Source organism: Kocuria sp. KKT182 (genome assembly GCF_055635395.1).
Genome location: NZ_CM145757.1, coordinates 535,834 through 555,771, shown reverse-complemented (window position 1 = coordinate 555,771; position 19,938 = coordinate 535,834). Strand labels below are relative to the sequence as shown.

General features: G+C 75.5%; 17 protein-coding genes and 1 pseudogene. 5 read left to right on the top strand and 13 right to left on the bottom strand.

From position 1 onward, the window contains the following. Positions 1-182: 182 nt before the first annotated feature. Complete coding sequence (gene glgA, locus ACZ2G1_RS02430) at positions 183-1,376, bottom strand: glycogen synthase (protein ID WP_031283439.1); 1,194 nt, start codon at positions 1,374-1,376, stop codon at positions 183-185. Between the two features lie 212 nt (positions 1,377-1,588). Here glgA and glgC point away from each other — a divergent pair, with 212 nt between their 5' ends. After that, a complete protein-coding gene (gene glgC / locus ACZ2G1_RS02425; RefSeq protein ID WP_017834311.1) occupies positions 1,589-2,833 on the top strand; it encodes a glucose-1-phosphate adenylyltransferase in 1,245 nt (414 codons plus the stop codon). A 59-nt stretch (positions 2,834-2,892) separates the two neighbouring features. Here glgC and ACZ2G1_RS02420 read toward each other — a convergent pair whose 3' ends face one another. Genes ACZ2G1_RS02420 through ACZ2G1_RS02410 form a run of 3 tightly spaced genes read right to left on the bottom strand, consistent with a single transcriptional unit; the run spans position 2,893 to position 6,298 of the window. Continuing rightward, positions 2,893-3,747 carry a transglutaminase family protein gene (locus ACZ2G1_RS02420; protein ID WP_017834312.1) on the bottom strand — a complete coding sequence of 285 codons (855 nt, stop codon included), beginning with the start codon at positions 3,745-3,747 and terminating at the stop codon, positions 2,893-2,895. After that, positions 3,744-4,670, bottom strand: coding sequence for an alpha-E domain-containing protein (locus ACZ2G1_RS02415; RefSeq protein WP_017834313.1), 927 nt, complete (start codon positions 4,668-4,670; stop codon positions 3,744-3,746). The genes ACZ2G1_RS02420 and ACZ2G1_RS02415 overlap by 4 nt, the downstream gene beginning before the upstream one ends. Continuing rightward, complete coding sequence (locus tag ACZ2G1_RS02410) at positions 4,664-6,298, bottom strand: circularly permuted type 2 ATP-grasp protein (protein ID WP_017834314.1); 1,635 nt, start codon at positions 6,296-6,298, stop codon at positions 4,664-4,666. Before ACZ2G1_RS02410 ends, ACZ2G1_RS02415 begins: the two co-directional genes overlap by 7 nt. 234 nt (positions 6,299-6,532) lie before the next feature. On the opposite strand from ACZ2G1_RS02410, the gene ACZ2G1_RS02405 reads away from it, so the two are divergent. Together ACZ2G1_RS02405 and ACZ2G1_RS02400 are read left to right on the top strand one after the other, a co-directional pair. Then, positions 6,533-7,423: a glycosyltransferase family 2 protein gene (locus tag ACZ2G1_RS02405; RefSeq protein ID WP_017834315.1), complete on the top strand. Its 891-nt coding sequence runs from the start codon at positions 6,533-6,535 to the stop codon at positions 7,421-7,423. Next, positions 7,420-8,352 carry a glycosyltransferase family 2 protein gene (locus ACZ2G1_RS02400; RefSeq protein WP_017834316.1) on the top strand — a complete coding sequence of 311 codons (933 nt, stop codon included), beginning with the start codon at positions 7,420-7,422 and terminating at the stop codon, positions 8,350-8,352. The genes ACZ2G1_RS02405 and ACZ2G1_RS02400 overlap by 4 nt, the downstream gene beginning before the upstream one ends. Before the next feature lie 72 nt (positions 8,353-8,424). On the opposite strand, the gene ACZ2G1_RS02395 is transcribed toward ACZ2G1_RS02400, so the two are convergent. The 9 genes and pseudogenes from ACZ2G1_RS02395 to ACZ2G1_RS02355 all read right to left on the bottom strand — a co-directional run bounded on the left by ACZ2G1_RS02395 (position 8,425) and on the right by ACZ2G1_RS02355 (position 19,084). Then, positions 8,425-9,435, bottom strand: a complete 1,011-nt coding sequence (locus ACZ2G1_RS02395) for an NAD-dependent epimerase/dehydratase family protein (RefSeq protein WP_470377427.1) — start codon at positions 9,433-9,435, stop codon at positions 8,425-8,427. Positions 9,436-9,503: 68 nt separating this feature from the next. Then, complete coding sequence (locus ACZ2G1_RS02390) at positions 9,504-10,499, bottom strand: glycosyltransferase family 9 protein (protein WP_470377426.1); 996 nt, start codon at positions 10,497-10,499, stop codon at positions 9,504-9,506. After that, positions 10,489-11,901: a PfkB family carbohydrate kinase gene (locus ACZ2G1_RS02385; RefSeq protein WP_470377425.1), complete on the bottom strand. Its 1,413-nt coding sequence runs from the start codon at positions 11,899-11,901 to the stop codon at positions 10,489-10,491. Before ACZ2G1_RS02385 ends, ACZ2G1_RS02390 begins: the two co-directional genes overlap by 11 nt. After that, positions 11,898-12,437, bottom strand: coding sequence for a D-sedoheptulose-7-phosphate isomerase (locus ACZ2G1_RS02380; protein ID WP_431606357.1), 540 nt, complete (start codon positions 12,435-12,437; stop codon positions 11,898-11,900). Before ACZ2G1_RS02380 ends, ACZ2G1_RS02385 begins: the two co-directional genes overlap by 4 nt. 141 nt (positions 12,438-12,578) lie before the next feature. Further along, a pseudogene (locus ACZ2G1_RS02375) lies at positions 12,579-13,757 on the bottom strand (glycosyltransferase); the annotation flags it as partial. Then, complete coding sequence (locus tag ACZ2G1_RS02370) at positions 13,754-14,713, bottom strand: glycosyltransferase (RefSeq protein ID WP_470377424.1); 960 nt, start codon at positions 14,711-14,713, stop codon at positions 13,754-13,756. The pseudogene ACZ2G1_RS02375 and the gene ACZ2G1_RS02370, both read right to left, overlap by 4 nt. Continuing rightward, positions 14,701-15,804 (bottom strand): glycosyltransferase family 9 protein, encoded by a 1,104-nt coding sequence (locus ACZ2G1_RS02365; RefSeq protein ID WP_017834322.1) that lies wholly within the window; start codon positions 15,802-15,804, stop codon positions 14,701-14,703. The genes ACZ2G1_RS02370 and ACZ2G1_RS02365 overlap by 13 nt, the downstream gene beginning before the upstream one ends. A 2-nt stretch (positions 15,805-15,806) precedes the next feature. Then, on the bottom strand, positions 15,807-17,450 hold the full coding sequence (locus ACZ2G1_RS02360; protein WP_172604867.1) for an HAD-IIIA family hydrolase: 1,644 nt from the start codon (positions 17,448-17,450) through the stop codon (positions 15,807-15,809). Next, positions 17,447-19,084, bottom strand: coding sequence for a carbamoyltransferase family protein (locus ACZ2G1_RS02355; protein WP_470377423.1), 1,638 nt, complete (start codon positions 19,082-19,084; stop codon positions 17,447-17,449). The genes ACZ2G1_RS02360 and ACZ2G1_RS02355 overlap by 4 nt, the downstream gene beginning before the upstream one ends. 213 nt (positions 19,085-19,297) lie before the next feature. On the opposite strand from ACZ2G1_RS02355, the gene ACZ2G1_RS02350 reads away from it, so the two are divergent. Beyond that, entirely contained in the window at positions 19,298-19,669 is a 372-nt protein-coding gene (locus ACZ2G1_RS02350) for a hypothetical protein (protein ID WP_115162644.1), read from the top strand. Beyond that, positions 19,666-19,938, top strand: coding sequence for a hypothetical protein (locus ACZ2G1_RS02345; protein ID WP_115162643.1), 273 nt, complete (start codon positions 19,666-19,668; stop codon positions 19,936-19,938). Before ACZ2G1_RS02350 ends, ACZ2G1_RS02345 begins: the two co-directional genes overlap by 4 nt.

Below are 19,938 nucleotides of genomic sequence, written 5' to 3'. Positions count from 1 at the left end.
GCGCCACCGGGGAGCCCCCCGTCCCCGCCGGTGCCAGGGACCCTCGACACGGCCGGGGACCCCCCTCACCTGTGCCGGCGGCGGCCGCCGCCGCCCCGTTCTCCCACGGGACCACGGTGGCCGCCGCCTCTCACCGTCCGGCGCCGGCACCGCCCGCCGAGGGCGTGCGGTGCCGCGGCGACTCAGAGGACGGAGCGGTAGACCTCCAGGGTCCGCTCGGCGATGGACTCCCACGCGAAGTGCTCCTCGGCGCGGCGCCGGCCGGCGGCGCCCATCTCCCGGGCGCGCACCGGGTCGGAGACCACCTCGGTCAGCGCGGCGGCGAAGTCGGCCACGAACTTCTCGGGATCGACCGGCGTGCCGGTGCCGTCCTGGGCCTGCTCGATGGCGACCAGCCGGCCCGTCTCCCCGTCGACGACGACCTCGGGAATGCCGCCCGTGGCCGAGGCGACCACGGCGGTGCCGCAGGCCATGGCCTCGAGGTTGACGATCCCGAGCGGCTCGTACACGGACGGGCAGGCGAAGGCCGTGGCGCCGGAGAGGATCTGGACGATCTCGCGGCGCGGCAGCATCTTCTCGATGAGCACCACCCCGGACCGGGTGGCCCTCAGCTCGTCGATGAGCGCGTTGACCTCGGCCCCGAGCTCCGGGGTGTCGGCGGCGCCGGCGCACAGCACGAGCTGCACGTCCTCGGGCAGCAGGGCCGCGGCGCGCAGCAGGAACGGCACGCCCTTCTGCCGGGTGACACGGCCCACGAACGCCACGGAGGGCTTGGCCGGGTCGATGCCGTAGGACTCGAGCACGTCGGTGCCCTCGTCGCGCACCCACTGGCTCACGTCGATGCCGTTGTGCACCGTCCGGACCCGGTCGGGGTCGACGTCCGGATAGGACCGGAGGATGTCCTGGCGCATCCCGTCGGAGACGGCGATGATCGCCGCGGCGGCCTCGTAGGCGGTCTTCTCCACGAAGGAGGAGACCGCGTACCCGCCGCCGAGCTGCTCGGCCTTCCACGGGCGCAGGGGCTCGAGGGAGTGCGCGGAGAGGACGTGGGGGATGCCGTACATCAGCGACGCGAGGTGCCCGCCCATGTTGGCGTACCATGTGTGGGAGTGCACCAGGTCCGCGCCGGCGATGTCGCCGATCATCGCGAGGTCCACCCCCAGCGTCTGGATCGCGGCGTTGGCGCCGGCCAGGTCCGCGGGCACGGGGTAGGCCTGGACCTCGACGCCGTTGACCCGGGGCTCGCGCGGAGCACCGAAGCACCGCACCCTCAGGTCGACGAGCGGGGCTAGGACCCGCGAGAGCTCGGACACGTGGACTCCGGCGCCGCCGTAGATCTCGGGCGGGAACTCCTTGGACAAGATATCTACTCGCACGGTTCCGAGCGTACTGCAGGATCGGCACGGTGCCACGGGGAATCGCGCGCCGGGATCCGTGCGCGCCGTTCCGGGAGACACATCAGGACTCCTGTGCGAGCGGTCACTCCCCTGCGCGGCTGTTAAGACACAATGAAGGCGCCTGTCGAGTGGTTCCGCACCGCGAGGCGGAGATGTTGCGCCCGATTGCCGAAGAAGACAGAGAGGTTCCCATGCCCCACCGTAAGAAGGTTCTCGCGATCGTCCTGGCCGGAGGCGAGGGCAAGCGCCTGATGCCGCTCACCGAGGACCGCGCCAAGCCCGCGGTGCCCTTCGCGGGCGGCTACCGGCTGATCGACTTCGCGCTGTCCAACATCGTGAACTCCGGCTATCTCCAGGTCGTGGTGCTCACCCAGTACAAGTCGCACTCCCTGGACCAGCACGTCACCCAGACCTGGCGCCTGTCCGCCCAGCTGGGCAACTACGTGGTCACCGTGCCGGCCCAGCAGCGGCGCGGCAAGGAGTGGTTCCTGGGCTCCGCCAACGCCATCTTCCAGTCGATGAACCTCATCGACGACGAGAAGCCGGACATCGTGGTGGTGGTCGGCGCGGACCACGTGTACCGGATGGACTTCTCCGACATGGTGGACTTCCACGTGCGGTCCGGGGCCCGCGCCACCGTGGCGGGCGTGCGCCAGCCGATGGAGATGGTGACGTCCTTCGGCGTGATCGAGACGGACCCCGAGGACGTCACGAAGATCACCCGCTTCGTGGAGAAGCCCCAGAGCACGGCCCCCCTGCCGGACGACCCCAACGCCTTCTTCGCCTCGATGGGCAACTACGTCTTCGACACCGACGCGCTCGTCGAGGCCCTGCGGGCCGACGAGGCGAAGGAGGACACGAGCCACGACATGGGGGGGGACATCATGCCGTGGTTCGCGGACCGCGGCGAGGCCGCCGTCTACGACTTCACGAACAACGACGTCCCGGGCTCCACGGACCGGGACCGGCAGTACTGGCGCGACGTCGGCACCCTGGACTCGTACTACGACTCCCACATGGACCTGATCCGCCCGCTGCCGGTGTTCAACCTGTACAACTACGCCTGGCCGCTCTACACCAACGAGATGCAGGCCCCGCCGGCGAAGCTCGTGCGCGGCCCGAGGGGCGAGGGCGGCATCGCGACGGACTCGATCCTCTCGCGCGGCGTCCTGGTCACCGGCGGGCGCGTGACCGAGTCGGTGCTCTCCCCGAAGGTGCTGGTCAACAACGACGCCACCGTCAACCAGTCGATCCTGCTGCCCAACGTCCAGATCGGCGAGGGTGCCGTGGTGGAGCGGTGCATCCTCGACAAGAACGTGGTGGTGCCCCCGGGCGTGAAGGTCGGCGTGGACGCGGAGCAGGACCGGGCCCGCGGCCTGACCGTGACGCCCTCCGGGCTGACGGTCGCCCCGAAGAACTTCCGCTTCGAGAGCTAGGAGTCCCACCCGTCACGGCGGGGCCGCCCACCTCGGGGAGGTGGGCGGCCCCGCCGTCGTCACGCGGTCTGCGTGACCTCGACCTGGACCTGCAGCCCCGAGGTGCCGCCGCCGCCGGTGACCATGCCCTTGAGCGGGGTGACGTCGGTGTAGTCGCGACCCCGGGCCACGGTGACGTGGAAGTCGGTGAGCCGCGTGTGGTTGGTCGGGTCGTAGGCGTACCAGCGGTCGTTCCACCACTCCACCCACGCGTGGGACTCCCCCGGCACGGTCGTACCGATGCCCGCCTCGTAGTCCGGGTGCAGGTACCCGGAGACGTAGCGGGCCGGGATCCCGATGTGCCGCATCATGCCGATGGCCACGTGCGCGAGGTCCTGGCACACGCCCTTGGCCTCCCGCCAGGCGGCCTCGGCGTCCGTGTGCACCCCGGTGACCCCCGGCACGTACTGCATGTGCGAGGCGATGCCCCGGAAGATCGCCGCGGCCGCCGCGGCCGGGTCGGCCGCCTCCTTGCGGATCTCCTCGGCGACCTTCTCCAACTCGGGCCCGAGCCGGGTGAGCGGGGTCTGGGGCACGTGGTCGGAGACCGCGTCGAGGACCTCGGGGGTCGCCAGCTCCTCCCAGCTCAGCCCGTCGGCGACCTCGTCGCCGGGCCGCCGGTGCACCTCCACCGTGGCCGAGGAGCGGACCTCCAGGTGCCGGTGCCGGCCCTGGATGTCGAAGGCCGCGACCCGGGTGCCCCAGTAGTCCCGGTAGTTGCTGACCGTGGCGGTCCCCGGGCTCAGCGTCAGCTCCGCCTCGAGCACGATCTGCTCGTCGTCCGAGAGGGGCGTCATCCGGGCCTCGTTGTAGGACTTCGAGACGTTGTCGTTGTAGTCGTAGCGGGTGACGTGGTCGATCTTGAGCCGGGTCACAGCATGCCTCCGAACCAGGACGCCTCGACGGCGTGCGAGAAGTACTTGGTGCTCACGGCCTCCGACGCCCTCGCGCACGCGGCCTGGACGTTGTTCAGGTGCTCGGGCAGCACCGCGATGAGGTCCTCCGCGTGGTGGAACTCCAGCGCCGTGCGCGCCTCGCCGATGATCCGCCGGGCGTCGTCCTTGAACCCGACCCGCTGCAGACCCGGCTCCAGGCCCACGAGGATCTCCTCCGCCGTGGTCAGCGCGTGCAGGATCGAGCGGGGGAAGAGCCGGTCCAGGAGCAGGAACTCGGTCGCGGACTCGTCGCTGAACGTGCCGTAGCGGGTGCGCAGGAAGGCCTCGTACCCGCCGGCGCAGTGCAGGATCGACACCCACGACATGCCGGAGGTGGACGTGGACCGGGTCCACAGCAGCCGGGACGTCATGTCCGCCCGCTCGATCGCCGCGCCCAGGGACAGGAACATCCAGGACTCGTCGTGGGACATGGTCATCTGGGTCTGCCCGCGCACGGTGGCCATCCGCTCGATGGTCCAGTGGCAGACGCGGAAGGTGCCGACGACGTCGCGGCGGTGCTGGCCCAGGCCGTAGTACGTGGAGTTGAGCGACTCCCACATGGCCGAGGACACGGTCTCCCGGGCGCGGCGGGCGTTCTCGCGGGCGGCGTGCAGGGAGCCCGAGATGGAGGTCAGGCAGTCCTTGTTCCACGCGAGCTCGTGGATCATCGACCGGACGCTGTAGTCGCCGTCCCCGGGCTCCACGCCCATCACCGCCATGATCCGGCGCACCTCGGCCTCCTGCTCGCCCACGGGCAGCTGGGTGATCCGCTCCAGGTGGACGTCGAGGATCCGGGCCACCCCGTCGGCCCGCTCGACGTAGCGGCCGATCCAGAACAGGGACTCGGCAATGCGGCTCAGCATGTGGGCCCCTCTCCGGTGCGGGTCGTCGCGGTGGTGCCCGCGGTGGTGGTCACGGCCTGTTGCTGTTGCTGCTGCTGCTGGCCGTTGTCGCCCTCGTCCTGCCAGGACGCGGAGACCGGCCACGTGTGCACCGAGGAGTCGACGTCCGGGGGCGGGGCCTGGCCGGGGTCGAGGTCCTGGGTCTGCGGCTGGCCGAGCACCCAGGTGTCCTTCGAGCCGCCGCCCTGCGAGGAGTTGACGATCAGTGAGCCCTTCTGCATGGCCACCCGGGTCAGCCCGCCGGGCAGCACGTAGACCTCCTCGCCGCTGTTGACCGCGAAGGGCCGCAGGTCCACGTGCCGGGGGCTGAACTCCCCGTCCGCGAACGTGGGCACGGTGGACAGCTGCAGCACCGGCTGGGCGATCCACCCGCGCGGGTCCGCCAGCACCTTCGCCCGCAGCTCCTCGAGCTCCGCCGCGGTGGCCTGGGGGCCGATGACCAGGCCCTTGCCGCCGGACCCGTCCACGGGCTTGACGACCAGCTCGTCCAGGTGCGCGAGCACCCAGGCGCGGGCTTCGTCCTCCTCCAGCCGGTAGGTGTCCACGTTGGGCAGCACCGGCTCCTCGTCGAGGTAGTACCGGATGAGGTCGGGGACGTAGGAGTAGGTGAGCTTGTCGTCGGCCACACCGTTGCCGATCGCGTTGGCGATGGTCACGTTCCCGGCGCGGGCCGCGTTGACGAGTCCGGAGCAGCCGAGCGCGGAGTCGGAGCGGAAGTGCAGGGGGTCGACGAACTCGTCGTCGATCCGCTTGTAGATCACGTCCACGCGCTGCTCGCCGTCGGTGGTCCGCATGTAGACCTTGTCGCCGCGGACCACGAGGTCGCGGCCCTCCACGAGCTCCACCCCCATGAGCCCGGCCAGCAGGGTGTGCTCGAAGTAGGCGGAGTTGAACACGCCCGGGGTGAGGACCACCACCACGGGGTCCTCGGCGGCCTCCGGGGCCGTGGCGCGCAGCGCCTTGTAGAGGTGCCGGGGATAGGCCTCCACGGCGCGGATCGGCTGCGACATGAAGGCCTCCGGGAGGCCCTTGGTCATGGCCCGCCGGTTCTCGATGACGTAGGAGACCCCGGAGGGCACGCGCACGTTGTCCTCCAGGACCCGGAACACGCCCTGCTGGTCCCGGACCACGTCGATGCCCGCCACGTGGATCCGGACGCCGCCCGGGGGCCGGAAGCCCCACACGCTCCGGTGGAAGTGGGCGGAGGAGGTGATCAGCGCCTTCGGCACGATCCCGTCGGCCACGACCCGCTGCTCCCCGTAGACGTCGTCGAGGAAGCACTCCAGTGCCCGGACCCGCTGCTTCACGCCGCGCTCGATGACGTCCCACTCCCCGGCGGTGATCACCCGGGGCACGATGTCGAGCGGGAAGGGCCGCTCCTCACCCGCGAAGTCGAAGGTCACGCCCCGGTCGAGGAAGGAGCGGGCCATGGAGTCGGCGCGGGTGTTGACGTCGCTGAGCGAGAGGTCGTCGAGGACACCGCCGATGCGGTCGTAGCCGGGGCGGACCTGCCGGTCCGGCGTGTACATCTCGTCGTAGGCCGCCGCCACGGCCATGTCGGCGGCGTAGTTCTCGAACAGGTCGGACATGTCGGGCGATCACATGCCTTTCGGGGTCGGGGCGGGCAGTGTGTGCAGTATGGACGGGCCGTATTTCGCAGCGGTAACCCGGTGGCCGAGGCTCCTCCCGATTGTGTCACGCGCCGTGCGCCGGAGGGCCGGAGGACGTGCCCCTACGATGGGAGGGCGTGTCCGCCGGGAGGCGGACACGCGACCGCAACCGCGACCGCCGCCGCGGCGCGGCGGACCCGACGGAAGGACACGATGGACGCCCCGGACCCCCAGTGCCGCGTCACGGTGGTCGTGGCCACCCGCAACCGCCGGGAGGAGCTCGTGGCGCACCTGGGCCGGCACGAGGGGCCCGTCGTCGTCGTGGACAACGCCTCCACGGACGGCTCCGCCGAGGCGGTGCGCGCCGCCCACCCGCACGTGCAGGTGCTGGAGCTGCCACGCAACGTCGGGGCCGTGGCCCGGACCGTCGGCGTCCGGCTCGCCCGCACCCCCTACGTGGCCTTCGCCGACGACGACTCGTGGTGGGCCCCCGGGGCGCTCGCCCGCGCCGCGGCCGTGTTCGACGCCCATCCCCGGCTCGGCCTGATCGCCGGGTCCATCGCCGTGGGCCCCGAGGAGCGCCCGGACCCCCTCAACGCCGTGCTCGCCGCGTCCCCGCTGGGCATCCCCACCGGGGCCCCCGGCCCGGCGCTGCTCGGCTTCGTCGCGTGCGGGGCGATCGTGCGCCGCTCGGCGTTCCTCGCGGCCGGCGGCTTCGACGACGTCGTGCGCTTCCCCGGCGAGGAGGAGCGTCTCGCCCTCGACCTGTTCGACGCCGGCTGGCGGCTGTCCTACGTGCCGGAGATCCGCGCCCACCACCACCCCTCGCCGCACCGGGGCTCGGACGAGCGCCGGCAGGTCGCGCTCGTCCGCAGCCACCTGCTCACCGTGCTCCTGCGCCGGCCCTGGCATGTCGTGGCGCACGAGCTGCGGAAGGCGCTGCGCGGCGGCCGCGCGGGGCGCCGCGGTCTGCTCCGCGCCCTCCCCCGCACCCCGGCGGCGCTGCGCGCCCGGCACCGGGTGTCCCCGACCACGGAGGCCGCGCTCGCGCTGCTGCACGGCCCCGCCCCCGCCGACCCCGCCGCACCGGAGGAGAGCCCATGACCGAGACCACCCCCGCACCCCCGCCCGCGTCCGGCCCCGACGCCCGCGTGGCGGTCGTGATGATCACCCACAACCGCCGGGAGGAGGCCCTGCTGGCCCTGGCCCGGCTGCGGGAGCTCCCGGAACGGCCGCACGTGGTGGTCGTCGACAACGGCTCCGGGGACGGCACCGCGGACGCGATCCGTGCGCGGCACCCCTGGGCGGAGCTCGTGGCGAGCCCCGTCAACCTCGGGGCCGTGGGCCGCAACGTCGCGCTGGAGCGCGTGGACGCACCGTTCGTGGCCTTCTGCGACGACGACACCTGGTGGGAGCCCGGGTCGCTGCGCCGGGCGGCCGACGCGCTGGAGACGCACCCGCGGCTGGGCGTGGTCACGGGCAGGATCCTCGTGGAGCCCGGGTCCCGGGAGGACGCGATCAACGCGGAGCTGCTGCACTCACCGGTCGAGGGCCCCGCGTGGCTGCCCGGCCCCGCCCTCGGCAGCTTCCTGGCGGGGGCCTCCGTGGTCCGCCGGGCCGCGTTCCTCGAGGTGGGCGGGTTCAGCGAGCGGCTGTGGCTCGGCGGCGAGGAGGAGCTCCTGGCGGCGGACCTCGCGACCGCGGGGTGGGAGCTCGTGCACCTGCCCGACGTGGTGGTCCACCACCAGGCCTCCACGGTCCGGGACCCGCACCTGCGGCGCCGGCACGGACTGCGCAACACCCTGTGGTTCATCTGGCTGCGCCGCCCGCTGCGGGCGGCCCTGCGCCGGACCCGGGACGTGGTCGGCGCCGCCCCGCGGGACCGGGTCACGGCGCTGGCCCTGCTCGACGCCCTGCGCGGTGCGCCGTGGGTGCTGCGCGAGCGGCGGCCCCTGCCCGAGCGCGTCGAGCGGCGGTTCCGGGCGCTGGAGGAGTCGCAGCGCGCCAGCGCCGCGCGCCGCTACGTCAGCTGAGCGCCCGGCGGACCGGACGGCGGAGCGGCCGGTGGAGCGCCCCGCCGGGCCGCCGCGGCCGGGCCCGCGCGCTCAGCGCGCCCGCACGGCGGTCTCCGGGAGGCCGGCGCCCTCCCGGAACCACTCGACGGTGCGCTCCAGCCCCACCGGCCACGGGACCTCCGGGGCCCAGCCCAGGACCTCGGTCGCGAGCGTGGTGTCCGGGCGGCGCACCATGGGGTCGTCGACGGGACGCTCGACGAACTCGATCCCCGAGGACGTGCCGGTCGCGGCGATGACGTCGTGGGCGATCTGCAGCACGGACAGCTCGTGCGGGTTGCCGATGTTCATGGGCCCGCTGTGCCCGCTGTCGGCCAGGGCGAGGATGCCGCGGACGAGGTCGGAGACGTAGCAGACGGAGCGCGTCTGGGTGCCGTCCCCGGCCACGGTGAGGGGCTCACCGGCCAGGGCCTGGCGGATGAACGTGGGGATCGCCCGGCCGTCGAAGGGCCGCATCCGGGGCCCGAAGGTGTTGAAGATCCGCACGATGGCCGTGTCCACCCCGTGCTCGGCGCGATAGGCGACCGTCAGGGCCTCCGCGAAGCGCTTGGCCTCGTCGTAGACCCCCCGCGGGCCCACCGGGTTGACATGACCCCAGTAGCTCTCGGCCTGCGGGTGCACCTGCGGATCGCCGTACACCTCGGAGGTGGAGGCCAGCACGAACCGGGCGCCCTTGTCCTTGGCCAGGCCCAGGGCGTGGTGGGTGCCGATCGAGCCGACCTTGAGCGTGTGGATGGGCAGCTTCAGGTAGTCGATCGGGGACGCCGGGGACGCGAAGTGCAGGACGAGGTCCACGTCCCCGGGCACGTGCACGTAGTCGGTGACGTCGCACTGGACGAGCCGGAAGCCGGGGTCGCCCACGAGGTGGCCGATGTTGGCCGCGGAGCCGGTGAGGAAGTTGTCGAGGCACACCACCTCGACCTCCCGGCGGCGCAGCTCGGTGCACAGGTGGCTGCCCAGGAAGCCGGTCCCCCCGGTCACCACGGCCCGGCGGATCGGACGGGTCGCGCTCGCGGCGGTGGTCGCGTTCGTTGTGGGATTCACGATGCTCCTGACGGATCGGGTCGGATGGGAACGGCTCGGCGAACGGGCCGGGTGGTGGGCGGCGGGCCTCAGGGCCGGGCCGGGGCCCCGGCGCCCTGGGCGAGCTGGGCGCGGGCGGCGGCGAGGACCTCGTCGGCCGTCACGGCGGCGAGGCGGGCGTCCAGGGCGTCCGCGTGCGGATCGCCCCACGTCGCGGCCGCCGGGTCACCGTGCCACAGCACGGTGTGCAGCCCGGGGTCCACCGCGGGGCCCCACCGGGCCGGCGGCGTCGGGCCGAAGAGGACCACGGAGCGCACGGCCAGGGCGGTGGCCACGTGGGCGACGCCCGTGTCGCCGCTGAGCACCGCGGCGGCGCCCCCCACCGTGGCGGCCAGCTCCGGCAGGGAGAGCCGGCCGCACCGGTTCTCCGCCGAGGAAAGCCCGCCGGTGACGGTCGCGGCCAGCTCCGCCTCGGCGGCGGAGCCGGTGACCACGATCCGGTGGCCGTCCGCGGCCAGGGCCTCCGCCACGGTCCGCCAGCGGGCCGCGGGCCAGCGGCGGGCGCCGGAGGCGGCCCCCGGATGGATCACCACGGGGGCACCGTCGGGCGCCGGAGCGTGCTCGCGCAGCAGCAGGTCCTCGGGGCCGCAGGGTCCCCCCGCCGTGCGCACCAGCCGGCACCACCGGTGCACCTCGTGCTCGTCGGCCCGCCACGCGGGGCCGGCGTGCCCGGCGGCGGCGAAGGCGACGAGCCGCTCCGGGCCGGTGGCGAGCAGCAGCTCGTGGCTGCGCGGACCGCGCCCGTGCAGGTTGACCGCCACGTGCCCGCCGGACAGCGGCGGGAGCGGGCCGAGCCCGGACGTGGGCAGGACCGCGTCCACCACGCCCAGCTCGGCCAGCCAGGTGCCGATGCCCTCGGGCGCGGCCAGCACCAGCCGGTGCCGGGGCAGCATGCGCCGGACCCCGCGCAGGGGCGCCACGCCGGTCAGGCCGTCGCCCAGGCCGAGGGCGCGCAGCACCAGCACGTCGCCCGGTCCGACCTCGCCCGGGTCCACGGTGCGGGGGCCGCGGGGCTCAGCCCTCACGGCCGGCCCGCTGGAGGATCGCCGTGGTGGAGCGCCCGGAGAGGTAGGGCAGGACGGTGACCTCCCCGCCCCAGCCGCGCACGTCCACGGCCTCGGGAAGCTGCTCGGGAGTGTAGTCGCCGCCCTTCACCCACACGTCGGGGCGCAGGACGGACAGGGCCGCGCGGGGGTCGTCCTCGTCGAAGACGACGACCGCGTCGACGCTGCGCAGGGCGGCCAGCACGCGGGCGCGGTCCTCCTGGCCGACCACCGGCCGGCCCGGGCCCTTGAGCCGGCGCACGGAGTCGTCGGAGTTCAGCAGCACCACCAGCGCGTCGCCGAGCCGGCGCGCGGCGTCGAGGGAGGCGATGTGTCCGGCGTGCAGGACGTCGAAGCAGCCGCCCGTGGCCACGACCGTGCCGCCCGCGGCGCGCACGTCCACCAGCAGGTCCTGGACCTCCCGGGGCAGCCGCTCCGCACCGGGGTGCAGGCGCGCGCGGCCCTGGGCGCCCTGGGCGCGGCGGGTGCGGAAGGTGGCGGCGCCGCCGGCGGCGACCCACTGCCCGGCCGCCTCGACGGCGGACTCCACGGCCGTGGTCACGTCCGTGCCCGCGCCGAGGGCCAGGGCCGCGGTCGAGGCGAAGCGGTCCCCCGCCCCGCACGGATCGGTGTTGCGCACGGGAGCGGCCGGCACCAGCTCGGTGCCCGTGGCGGTCGCGAGGTGGGCGCCCTCGGCCCCGGCCGTCACCGCCACGGCACGGGCCGACCACCGCTCGCGCAGGGTGCCCGCGAGCTGGCGGGCGCCGGTCGACGCGGGGGCGCCCAGGGCGGCGGCGGCCTCGGCCGCGTTGGGGGTGACCAGGGTGCAGCCGGGGACCGGCTCCCCGCCGCGCGGGTGGGGGTCCCAGACGACCGTGCCCGTCCGGGCGTGCTCCGCGAGGGCGGCGCGCACGGCGGGGTCGCGGGTGACGCCTCCCCCGTAGTCGGACACGAGGACGGCGTCCGCGCCCGCGAGGACCGCGGAGACGTGCGAGGCCGAGACGCCCACCGGGGTGCCGGGCCCGCCCTCGTCCACGCGCACCAGCGTCTGGCCGTCGCTGCGGATGCGGGTCTTGGTGCGGGTCCCGCCCTCGTGGCCGAGGCGCTCGAGGGCCACCTCCCCGAGGGCGGCGGCGAGCTCGTGGCCGGCGGCGTCGGCGGCCACGGGTGCCAGCAGGGTCACCGTGACCTCCACCGGGACGGGGCCCACTGCGGGCGGCAGGGCGCACAGCAGCGCCGCCAGGCCGGCGCCGCCGGGGCTCGCGAAGACGTCACCGACGTCGACCACGGGCACCGGGGCGTCCGGGCTCAGGCGCGTGGACGTGCCGTCGACGTCCCGGTCCAGGAGGGCGTCGCCGACCACGACGATGCGGACGGGGCTCATGCGACCCCCGCCCGGACGGCCGCCCCGTCGGCCCGGGCGCCGGAGACCCCGCGCACGGCCGGGCCGGCGTCAGGAGGCGGGACGAGGCGCGCGTCGACCGCGGCGCACACGGCGTGGAGCAGCATGAGGTGGACCTCCTGGATCACCGAGGTGCTGGACGCGTCGACGGTCAGGGACTCGTCCGCCCGCTCGGTCAGCGGATTGGGGCCGGGGCCGGTGAGCGCCCAGACGTGCAGGCCGTGCTCCCGCGCCCGGTCGGCCGCCGCCAGGACGTTGGGGCTGCGGCCGCTGGTGGACAGCACCACGAGCACGTCGCCCGCCCGCCCGTGCGCCTGGACCTGGCGGGCGAACACCTCCTCCGCGCCGTAGTCGTTGACGATGGCGGTCAGGCTCGAGGTCTCCGCGGACAGGCACACGGCGGACAGCGGCCGCCGGTCGTCGACGAAGCGGCCGACGAGCTCGGCGGTGAAGTGCTGGGCCTCCGCGGCGCTGCCGCCGTTGCCCACGGCGAGCACGCGTCCGCCGTGCGTGAGCATCCCGGCCAGGCGGGCGCCCCACCGGTCCACCACGCCGGCGTGCTGGGCGGCCTCGCCCGCGGCGACCGACAGCTCGTCCAGGTGGGCCCCGAGCCAGTTCTCGGTCTGCCGGAGCAGCGGCGGGTGCTCCCGGCGGTGCCGGGCGGCGACGCGGGCGTAGGACCGCTCGGTCTCCTGGGCCACGTGCCGCCAGCCGAAGAGCCGCTCCACGCGCTCCCGCCCGGCGCGCCCCATGCGGGCGGCCAGCTCGGGGTCCGCCAGCAGGGTGCGCAGGGCGGCCGCGGTCCCGGCGACGTCCCGCGGGGGCACGTGCAGGCCGGTCACGCCGTCCTCGATGCTGTCGAGCAGCCCGCCCACGGCGCTGCCCACCACGGGGCGGGCGCACGCCATCGCCTCGAGCGGGACCATGCCGAACGGCTCGTACCAGGGGGTGCAGGCCACGACGTCTGCGGTGGCGAGCAGCGCGGCGGCGTCGTCGTGGTCCACGCGGCCGAGCAGCTCCACGCGCTCGGCCACGCCGAGCTCCCGGGCCAGCGCCCGCAGCCGCAGGGCCTCGGGGTCCCGGTCCAGCTCGGCGCGGGCGGGGCCGCCGGCCACGACGAGCTCCGCGTCCGGCAGCTCGGCGAGGGCGCGCACGACGACGTCCACGCCCTTGCGCTCCACGAGCCGGCCGAGCGCCACGATCCGGGGCCGCCGGTCGCCGGCGGGCGGCGGCACGGGGACGAAGGCGTCGAGGTCCACGCCGCACGGGACCACGTCAATCCGTGCGGGGTCCCCGCCGAGGGCCAGGAGCTCGGCCTGTTCGTCCCGGCAGGTGGCCAGGACGAGGTCCGCCGCGGCGACGAGCTCGTTCTCGGCCGCGAGCCGGCCGGTGGGGCTGGTGTCGGCCGCGCCCTGGTGGCGGCGCTTGACGGCCCCGAGCGCGTGGAAGGTCTGCACCACCGGGATCTGCATCGTCTCCGCGGCGCGGCGGGCCGCGATCCCGGACATCCAGAAGTGGGCGTGCACGAGGTCGGGGACCCCGCGGTGGGCCCAGTCGCGGGCGAGCCAGCGGCCGAACTCGTCCATGTACGGGGCGAGGTCGTCCTTGGGCAGGAGGCTCGGGGGGCCCGCCGGGACGTGGACCACCTGCGCCCCGGGGGCGAGCTCGACCACGTCGGGCAGCCGGGCGTCGTCGCGGCGGGTGTACACGACGACGTCGTGGCCCAGCCGGGCGAGACCCGCCGCGAGGGCGGCCACGTAGACGTTCTGCCCCCCGGCGTCGACCCCGCCGAGCGCGGCCAGCGGGCTGGCGTGCTCGGAGACCATTGCGATTCTCATGCTGTCACCTTCTCCAGGATGCGGTCCCACTCCGCGAGGAAGCGGTCCGCGCCGTAGTGTTCCAGGGCGTGCTCGCGGGCGGCGGCGCCCGCGGCGGCCGCCGCACCGGGATCGTCCAGCCAGTGCCGGGCGCGGGCGGCGAGGGCCTCCGGGTCGTTGGAGAGCAGCCCCGCCCCGGGCGGGACCGCCCGGGGCGCCTCGGTGGTCGAGAGCCCGAGCACCGGCATCCCGATGGTCATCGCCTCCAGCAGCGCCAGGCCCAGGCTCGTCCACCGGTAGGGGTGGTAGTAGGCCCGGTGCTCGCCGAGCGCCGCGTGCAGCTTCTCCTGAGGATAGTTCTCGTGCAGCCGCCCGGCCATGTGGGGCGCTTGCTCGGCGAGCTGGTCCATCCCCATGCCGTACACGTCCACGGGCAGCTCGCGGGCCAGCGCGGTCAGCAGGTCGGTGCCCGCGATCCGCCCGCGCCGGACGGGCTCGTTGACCACGGCGGCCAGGCTGGCCGTGCGTCCCGTGTAGAGCGGTCCGGGGTCCAGGACGCCGTGCTCCACGACCTCGGTGGGCGCGTCCCCGTTGTCCCACATCATCCGGTTGAAGTGCGTCACGTGGACCACGGGGATGTCGGAGCGCCCGGCCAGGGGGTGGCGGGTGGCCACGGCGGGCCCGCGCGGGGTGTCGTGCTCCACGTAGACCGCCGGGACGTCGGTCCCGGCCCGGCGCCCGGTCCACCGCTCGAGCAGCTCCAGCTCGTGGGGCCGCTGCAGCAGGACGACGTCGAACGCGGTGCCGGCCAGCTCCTCGGGCGTGCACTCGACGGCGGCCGCCGGCCAGTCCCAGGTCTCGGCCCGGCCGCGGCCGTCGGGGCCGCGGTCGGCGACGACGGGCAGCAGATAGGTGTGGGGACCGTGCACGAACGATGTCGTCCACGATCCGTGGACGTGCCAGGTCAGGATGCGCACCCGCGTCCTCCTTCCGGTTCGGGAACAGTGGCGAGGGCCCCGGGAGCGCCGTGCACGAGCTCCTCGACGGCCGCGAGCACGGCCGCCGGGGGCACGGAGGACAGGCACGGGTGGCCGGGCACGGGGCAGTCGCGGGCGCGGGAGCCGCGGCAGTCCGCGCCCTGGTCCCCGAGCAGCACGACGGGCACGCCCCAGGGCGCCCAGCGCTCGGGCGGCACGACCGGGGAGAAGAGGGAGACCACCGGGGTGCCCACGGCCGCGGCCAGGTGCGCGGGTCCGGTGTTGCCGACGACGACGCACGCGGCGGCGTCCAGCACGGCGGCCAGGCCGGGCAGGTCGGTCCGGCCGGCGAGGTCCAGCACCGTGCCGTCCGGGGCGGCCTCCCGGGCCGCGGCGCGGGCAGCCGCGGTGAGCTCCCGCTCCCCCGGCCCGCCGGTGAGGACGACCGGGCGCCCGGCCGCGGCGAGTCCTGCCGCGAGGGCCCCGGCGTGCTCGGCGGTGAGCCCGCGGGACGGGACCGAGGCGCCGGGGTGCAGCGCCACGAACCCGTCCGGCAGCGCCGACACCTCGGCCGGGAGCTGCGGGAGCGGGCGGCGCACGGCCAGGCGCAGGTCGGCGGCGGCGGGCTCGGGGGCGCCCGCCGCGACGGCGAGCGCACACGCCGCCTCGACCTCGTGGCCCCCGCCGGGCGGGTCCGCGCGGCGGTGCCGGACGTCCAGCAGCGACCCGGGGTAGTCCTCGCTCGTGGCGACCACGCGGTCGATCCCGGCGAGCCGGGCCAGCAGCGCCATGGGCAGGGGGCTCTGGTGGAAGGACGTGAACACCACGGCGAGGTCGTAGCCGCGGGCGGCGAGGGCGTCCACCAGGTCCTCGGTCGTCTCCCGGTCCACGGGCGGGGGCCGGAAGCCCGACCACGGCGCCGAGTACTCGAGGACCTCGTCCACGTCCGGCAGCAGGCGGGCGGCCGCGGCACCGGACGGGGAGGCCAGCAGGTCCACCGGGTTCCCCAGCCGGGCCAGGGCCCGCACCGCGGGCCCGGTCAGCAGGACGTCCCCGTCCGAGTCGAGGCGGACGGCGAGGGTGCGGCCCACGATCAGCCCCGGGCCCCGGCCGAGACCGGGCGGGCGTCGGGCCGGGCGGCCGTCCCCCCGTCCGCCGCGGGGGCCAGGACGGCGGCGACGGCCTCGCGCAGGGTCCGGGCGACCACCGGGGCGGCCGCCACCTCCTCCTCGCGGGTCACCGGCGTGGGGACCAGGACGCTGCGCGCGCCGGCGGCCTGGGCGGCCTCCACGTCCGCGCCGATGTCGCCGACGAGCACGCACTCGGAGGGGTCCACCCCCAGCTCCGCGGCCGCGGCCAGCACCATGCCGGGCCGGGGCTTGCGGCACGTGCAGTCCTGCTCGGGGGCGTGCGGGCACAGCTGCCAGGTGTCGAAGGGGCCGAGCAGCTCGGCCACGCGGGCGTTGACGGCGTCGACCTGCTCGCGGGTCAGCAGGCCGCGGCCGATGCCGGACTGGTTGGACACCACGCCCACCCGCAGCCCGGCCGCGCGCACGGCGTCGACCGCCTCCCGGGCCCCGGGGACCAGCTCGACCGCGTCCGGGTCGCCGTTGTAGGGCACGTCGTGGACCAGGGTGCCGTCCCGGTCGAAGAGCACGGCGCGCACCGGGACGGGCCAGGGCCCGGTCCCCCGGTGCCGCCACCAGCCACGCGCCTTGTGCCGCACGGCGGCCACGGGGATCGTGACGCTGGTGCGGACCATGCGGCTGAGCTCGGGCAGGAACTCGGGGTCGCCGGGACGTGGCCCCGGGACCGTGCGCAGCAGCACGAACCGGCCGGTCAGCCAGCCCCACGCCGCGGCGCCGGCGCCGGCCGCGGCCAGGGCGGAGCGCCGGGCGGGCCGGTGTCCCAGGGCGGTGGCGGTGAGCGCCGCGCCGGCGCCCGCGCCCGTGGCGCCCAGGGCGGCGACCGTCGCGGCGTGCCAGCGGAAGCCCCCGGGGGGAGCCTCGGCCGCACGGCGCCAGTCGGGCCCGTGCAGCCGGCGCATCAGGGCGTCGTCGGCGTTGCCGGCCTGCACGCGCAGGCTCACGAGGTCGTCGGCGGGACGCACGGGGTGGGTGATCCGGCGCTGCCCGCGCACCAGCTGCCACCCGGCCCGGCGCACGCGCAGCGCGAGGTCGGCGTCCTCCCGGTAGGCCCGGGGGAAGCGCTCGTCGAAGCCGGAGACGGCCTCGAGCGCGGCCGTGCGGTAGGCCATGTCCGCGGTCGCCCAGTCCGCGTCCTGCAGGGACGCGGTGTTGCGCTCCCAGTCGGTGGGCCGGCGGGAGCCCGGGAGGGGGACGTCGATCCGGCCCTGGGTCGCGCCGACCTCCGGGCCGCACGCGGCGAGGTCCTCGGCCAGACGCTGCGCCCAGCCGGCCGGCAGCTCCACGTCGTCGTCGAGGAAGGCGACCCACTGCGCCCCCGAGCGGCGGGCGACCCGCCAGCCGCGGTTGCGCGCGGCGGCCGGGCCCCGCCCGTAGCCGCGGACGGTGCGCACGGTCCAGGCCACGGTGCCGGGCACGCTGGGCCGCAGCGGCTCCACGTCGCCGGGCCGGTCGTCCACCACCACGACCTCGAGCGGTCCCGGGTGGTCCGCGTCGACGTCCTGGGCGGCGAGGGTGTCCAGCAGCCACTGCAGGCTCGGCCGTCCCATCGAGGGGACGACCACGGCGTAGGTCGTGGGCGCGGCCGTCACTCGGCCCCCTCGAAGAAGGCGGCGCGGCGGACCAGGTGCGGGCCGAGCACAAGCGCGGCCACCGGAGCGGAGCCGAAGAGCTCGAGGGCGTCGCGCGGGTCGTCGACCATGGGCCGGCCGGCGGTGTTGAGCGAGGTGTTGACGACGACGGGCACGCCCGTGCGCTCGTCGAAGGCCCGCAGCAGCGCGGCGATCCCGGCGTTGTCCTCGTCGGTGACCGTCTGGATCCGGGCGGTGCCGTCCACGTGGGTGACCGTGGGGATCCGCTCGCGCCACTCGGGGGCCACGTCGTGCACGAAGAGCATGAAGGGGCTGGGCAGCGGCCCGCCGCCGAAGATCTCCGCGGCGCGCTCCTCGAGGACCATGGGCGCCACCGGCCGGAACTGCTCGCGGCCCTTGACGTCGTTGAGCCGTTCGAGGTTGTCGGGGTGGATCGGGTTCGCCAGGAGGGACCGGCGGCCCAGCGCCCGGGGCCCGAACTCGCTGCGGCCCTCGAACCAGGCGATCACGCCGTTGCCGGCGAGGATGTCGGCGACCTCGCCGGCGAGGTCCTCCGGGGTGGTGAAGGGCACCTGCGCGGTGCTCAGCCACTGCGCCAGCTCCTCGCCGGACCAGCTGCGCCCGAGGGCCGCGGTGGGCTGGGGCGCGCCGAGGTCCCCGGCCTCCTGGGCCAGGTGCAGGGCGGCGCCGAGGGCGGTCCCGGAGTCCCCGGAGGCGGGCTGGACCCAGACCTCCTCGAAGGGCGTCTCGCGCCAGATCCGGGAATTGGCCACGCAGTTCAGGGCTGTGCCGCCGGCCATGGTGAGCACCGTGTCCCCGGTCTGCTCGTGCAGCCAGGTGGCCAGGTCCACCAGGACCTCCTCGACCACGGCCTGGACCGAGGCGGCGAGATCGGCGTGGTCGCCGCCCCAGGTGCCGTCGTCGATCCGGCGGGGCGCGAAGCGGGTCCAGTCGGGGGCCTGGGCACGGAAGCCGCCGTCGCCCGTGGCACGGACGATCTCGCGCAGCTCGGGCAGGAAGCGGGGCTCTCCGTAGGAGGCGAGCGCCATGACCTTGAACTCGTCGCTCGAGCGCAGGAAGCCCAGGTGGTCGGTGAGGGACTCGTAGAGCAGGCCGAGGGACTCGGGCAGGGCCTGGCGGTGCAGGATCTCCAGCTCCCCGTCCCGGTAGCGGCCGGCCAGGTGCGAGTGCGCCTCGCCGCGGCCGTCGACCACCAGGACGCTGCTCGTGCGCGTGGGGGCGGCGAGCCCGGCGGAGGCGGCGTGGGCCACGTGGTGCTCCACGAACCGGACCTTGTCGCGGTCCAGGCCCGGCAGCGCCTCGGCGAGGAACCCGGCGGCGCGCCGGGCGTAGTCCACGCGCACGGGGTCGTACGGGTCGTCCGGCATCTCGGCGGCGATCGCGGGGTCGAAGGAGTAGCCGACGGCATCCAGGTCGGCGGGCGTGAGCCCGGCCTCGGCGAGGCACCAGCGCATCGCCTGCTCGGGCAGCTCCCACGCCGAGAACGGCACGGGGCGCTTGCCGTGCTTGCGGCGGGAGAAGCGCTCCTCCTCCGCCGCGGCCACCACGGTGCCGTCCACGACGAGGGCCGCCGCGGGGTCGTGGAAGATCGCGTTGACGCCCAGGTAGTTCATGAACGGGAGTATGGCACAGAACGATCAGGCGGCTGATATACGTTTCGTGTCGCCCCCGGGTGCCGCCCCGGCCGCTCGGCGGGAGGGCCCGCAGCACCGTCACGTCCGATAACGAGTCGGCGCAACGACTGGTGACCCAGGTCACGGGCGTCTAGGCTCGATGGCACGGGTCGAGCAGCCGGCCGTGACGTCCTGTCGTGGAAGGACCCCTCCATGGACCACTCCCTGTCCGTCGTCGTGCAGATCGAGCTGGACACCCGGTGCGTGCACCTGGTGGTCACCGGCGATCTCACCGAGCGCAACCACCGCGTCCTGACCCCGCTCGTCGCCCGCGCCCGCACCCTGGTGCCCGGTGCGGCCGTCGTCGTGGACCTCACGGGCGCCCAGCACGTGGACCCGGGCGGTCTGGACCTGCTGCGCTGGTCCCTGGACCACGACCCCCTCCCGGAGTCCGGCGGCGCGGTCCGGGTGCTCACCCGTCCGGCGCCGTTCGGTCTCGCCGAGGCGGCCCGCCCCACGGCCGGGGCGCACGCGCCGGCGCCCGCGCGCTGGAACGGCGCCGAACCGGGCGGGGTGGCGGCGTGAGCGGCGTCGACGTCGTCCGGTCCCCGGCCGGCACCGGCGCCGGGGGCACCCGGGACTGCGACACGTGCCTGAGCCCGGACTGTGATTTCCCCGCGGAGCTCTCCGCGCTCTCCCTCGTGGAGCTGCAGGTCCTGCACAGCAGGGTCGTCTGCCAGCTCGAGCACGAGTACCTGGTGAACGCCGACGGCCCCCACCCCGTCACCCAGGACCGCCACGAAGAGCTCGTGGCCGAGCTGGAGGCCCGCCGGGACGCGGCGCCCGGGGAGTGA

Bases quoted from the DNA above. Each gene is read 5' to 3' on its own strand.
- glgC (WP_017834311.1), top strand. From the start codon at position 1,589: ATGCCCCACCGTAAGAAGGTTCTCGCGATCGTCCTGGCCGGAGGCGAG.
- ACZ2G1_RS02415 (WP_017834313.1), bottom strand. From the start codon at position 4,670: ATGCTGAGCCGCATTGCCGAGTCCCTGTTCTGGATCGGCCGCTACGTC.
- ACZ2G1_RS02410 (WP_017834314.1), bottom strand. From the start codon at position 6,298: ATGTCCGACCTGTTCGAGAACTACGCCGCCGACATGGCCGTGGCGGCG.
- ACZ2G1_RS02405 (WP_017834315.1), top strand. From the start codon at position 6,533: ATGGACGCCCCGGACCCCCAGTGCCGCGTCACGGTGGTCGTGGCCACC.
- ACZ2G1_RS02400 (WP_017834316.1), top strand. From the start codon at position 7,420: ATGACCGAGACCACCCCCGCACCCCCGCCCGCGTCCGGCCCCGACGCC.
- ACZ2G1_RS02385 (WP_470377425.1), bottom strand. From the start codon at position 11,901: ATGAGCCCCGTCCGCATCGTCGTGGTCGGCGACGCCCTCCTGGACCGG.
- ACZ2G1_RS02380 (WP_431606357.1), bottom strand. From the start codon at position 12,437: ATGCTCACGCACGGCGGACGCGTGCTCGCCGTGGGCAACGGCGGCAGC.
- ACZ2G1_RS02355 (WP_470377423.1), bottom strand. From the start codon at position 19,084: ATGAACTACCTGGGCGTCAACGCGATCTTCCACGACCCCGCGGCGGCC.
- ACZ2G1_RS02350 (WP_115162644.1), top strand. From the start codon at position 19,298: ATGGACCACTCCCTGTCCGTCGTCGTGCAGATCGAGCTGGACACCCGG.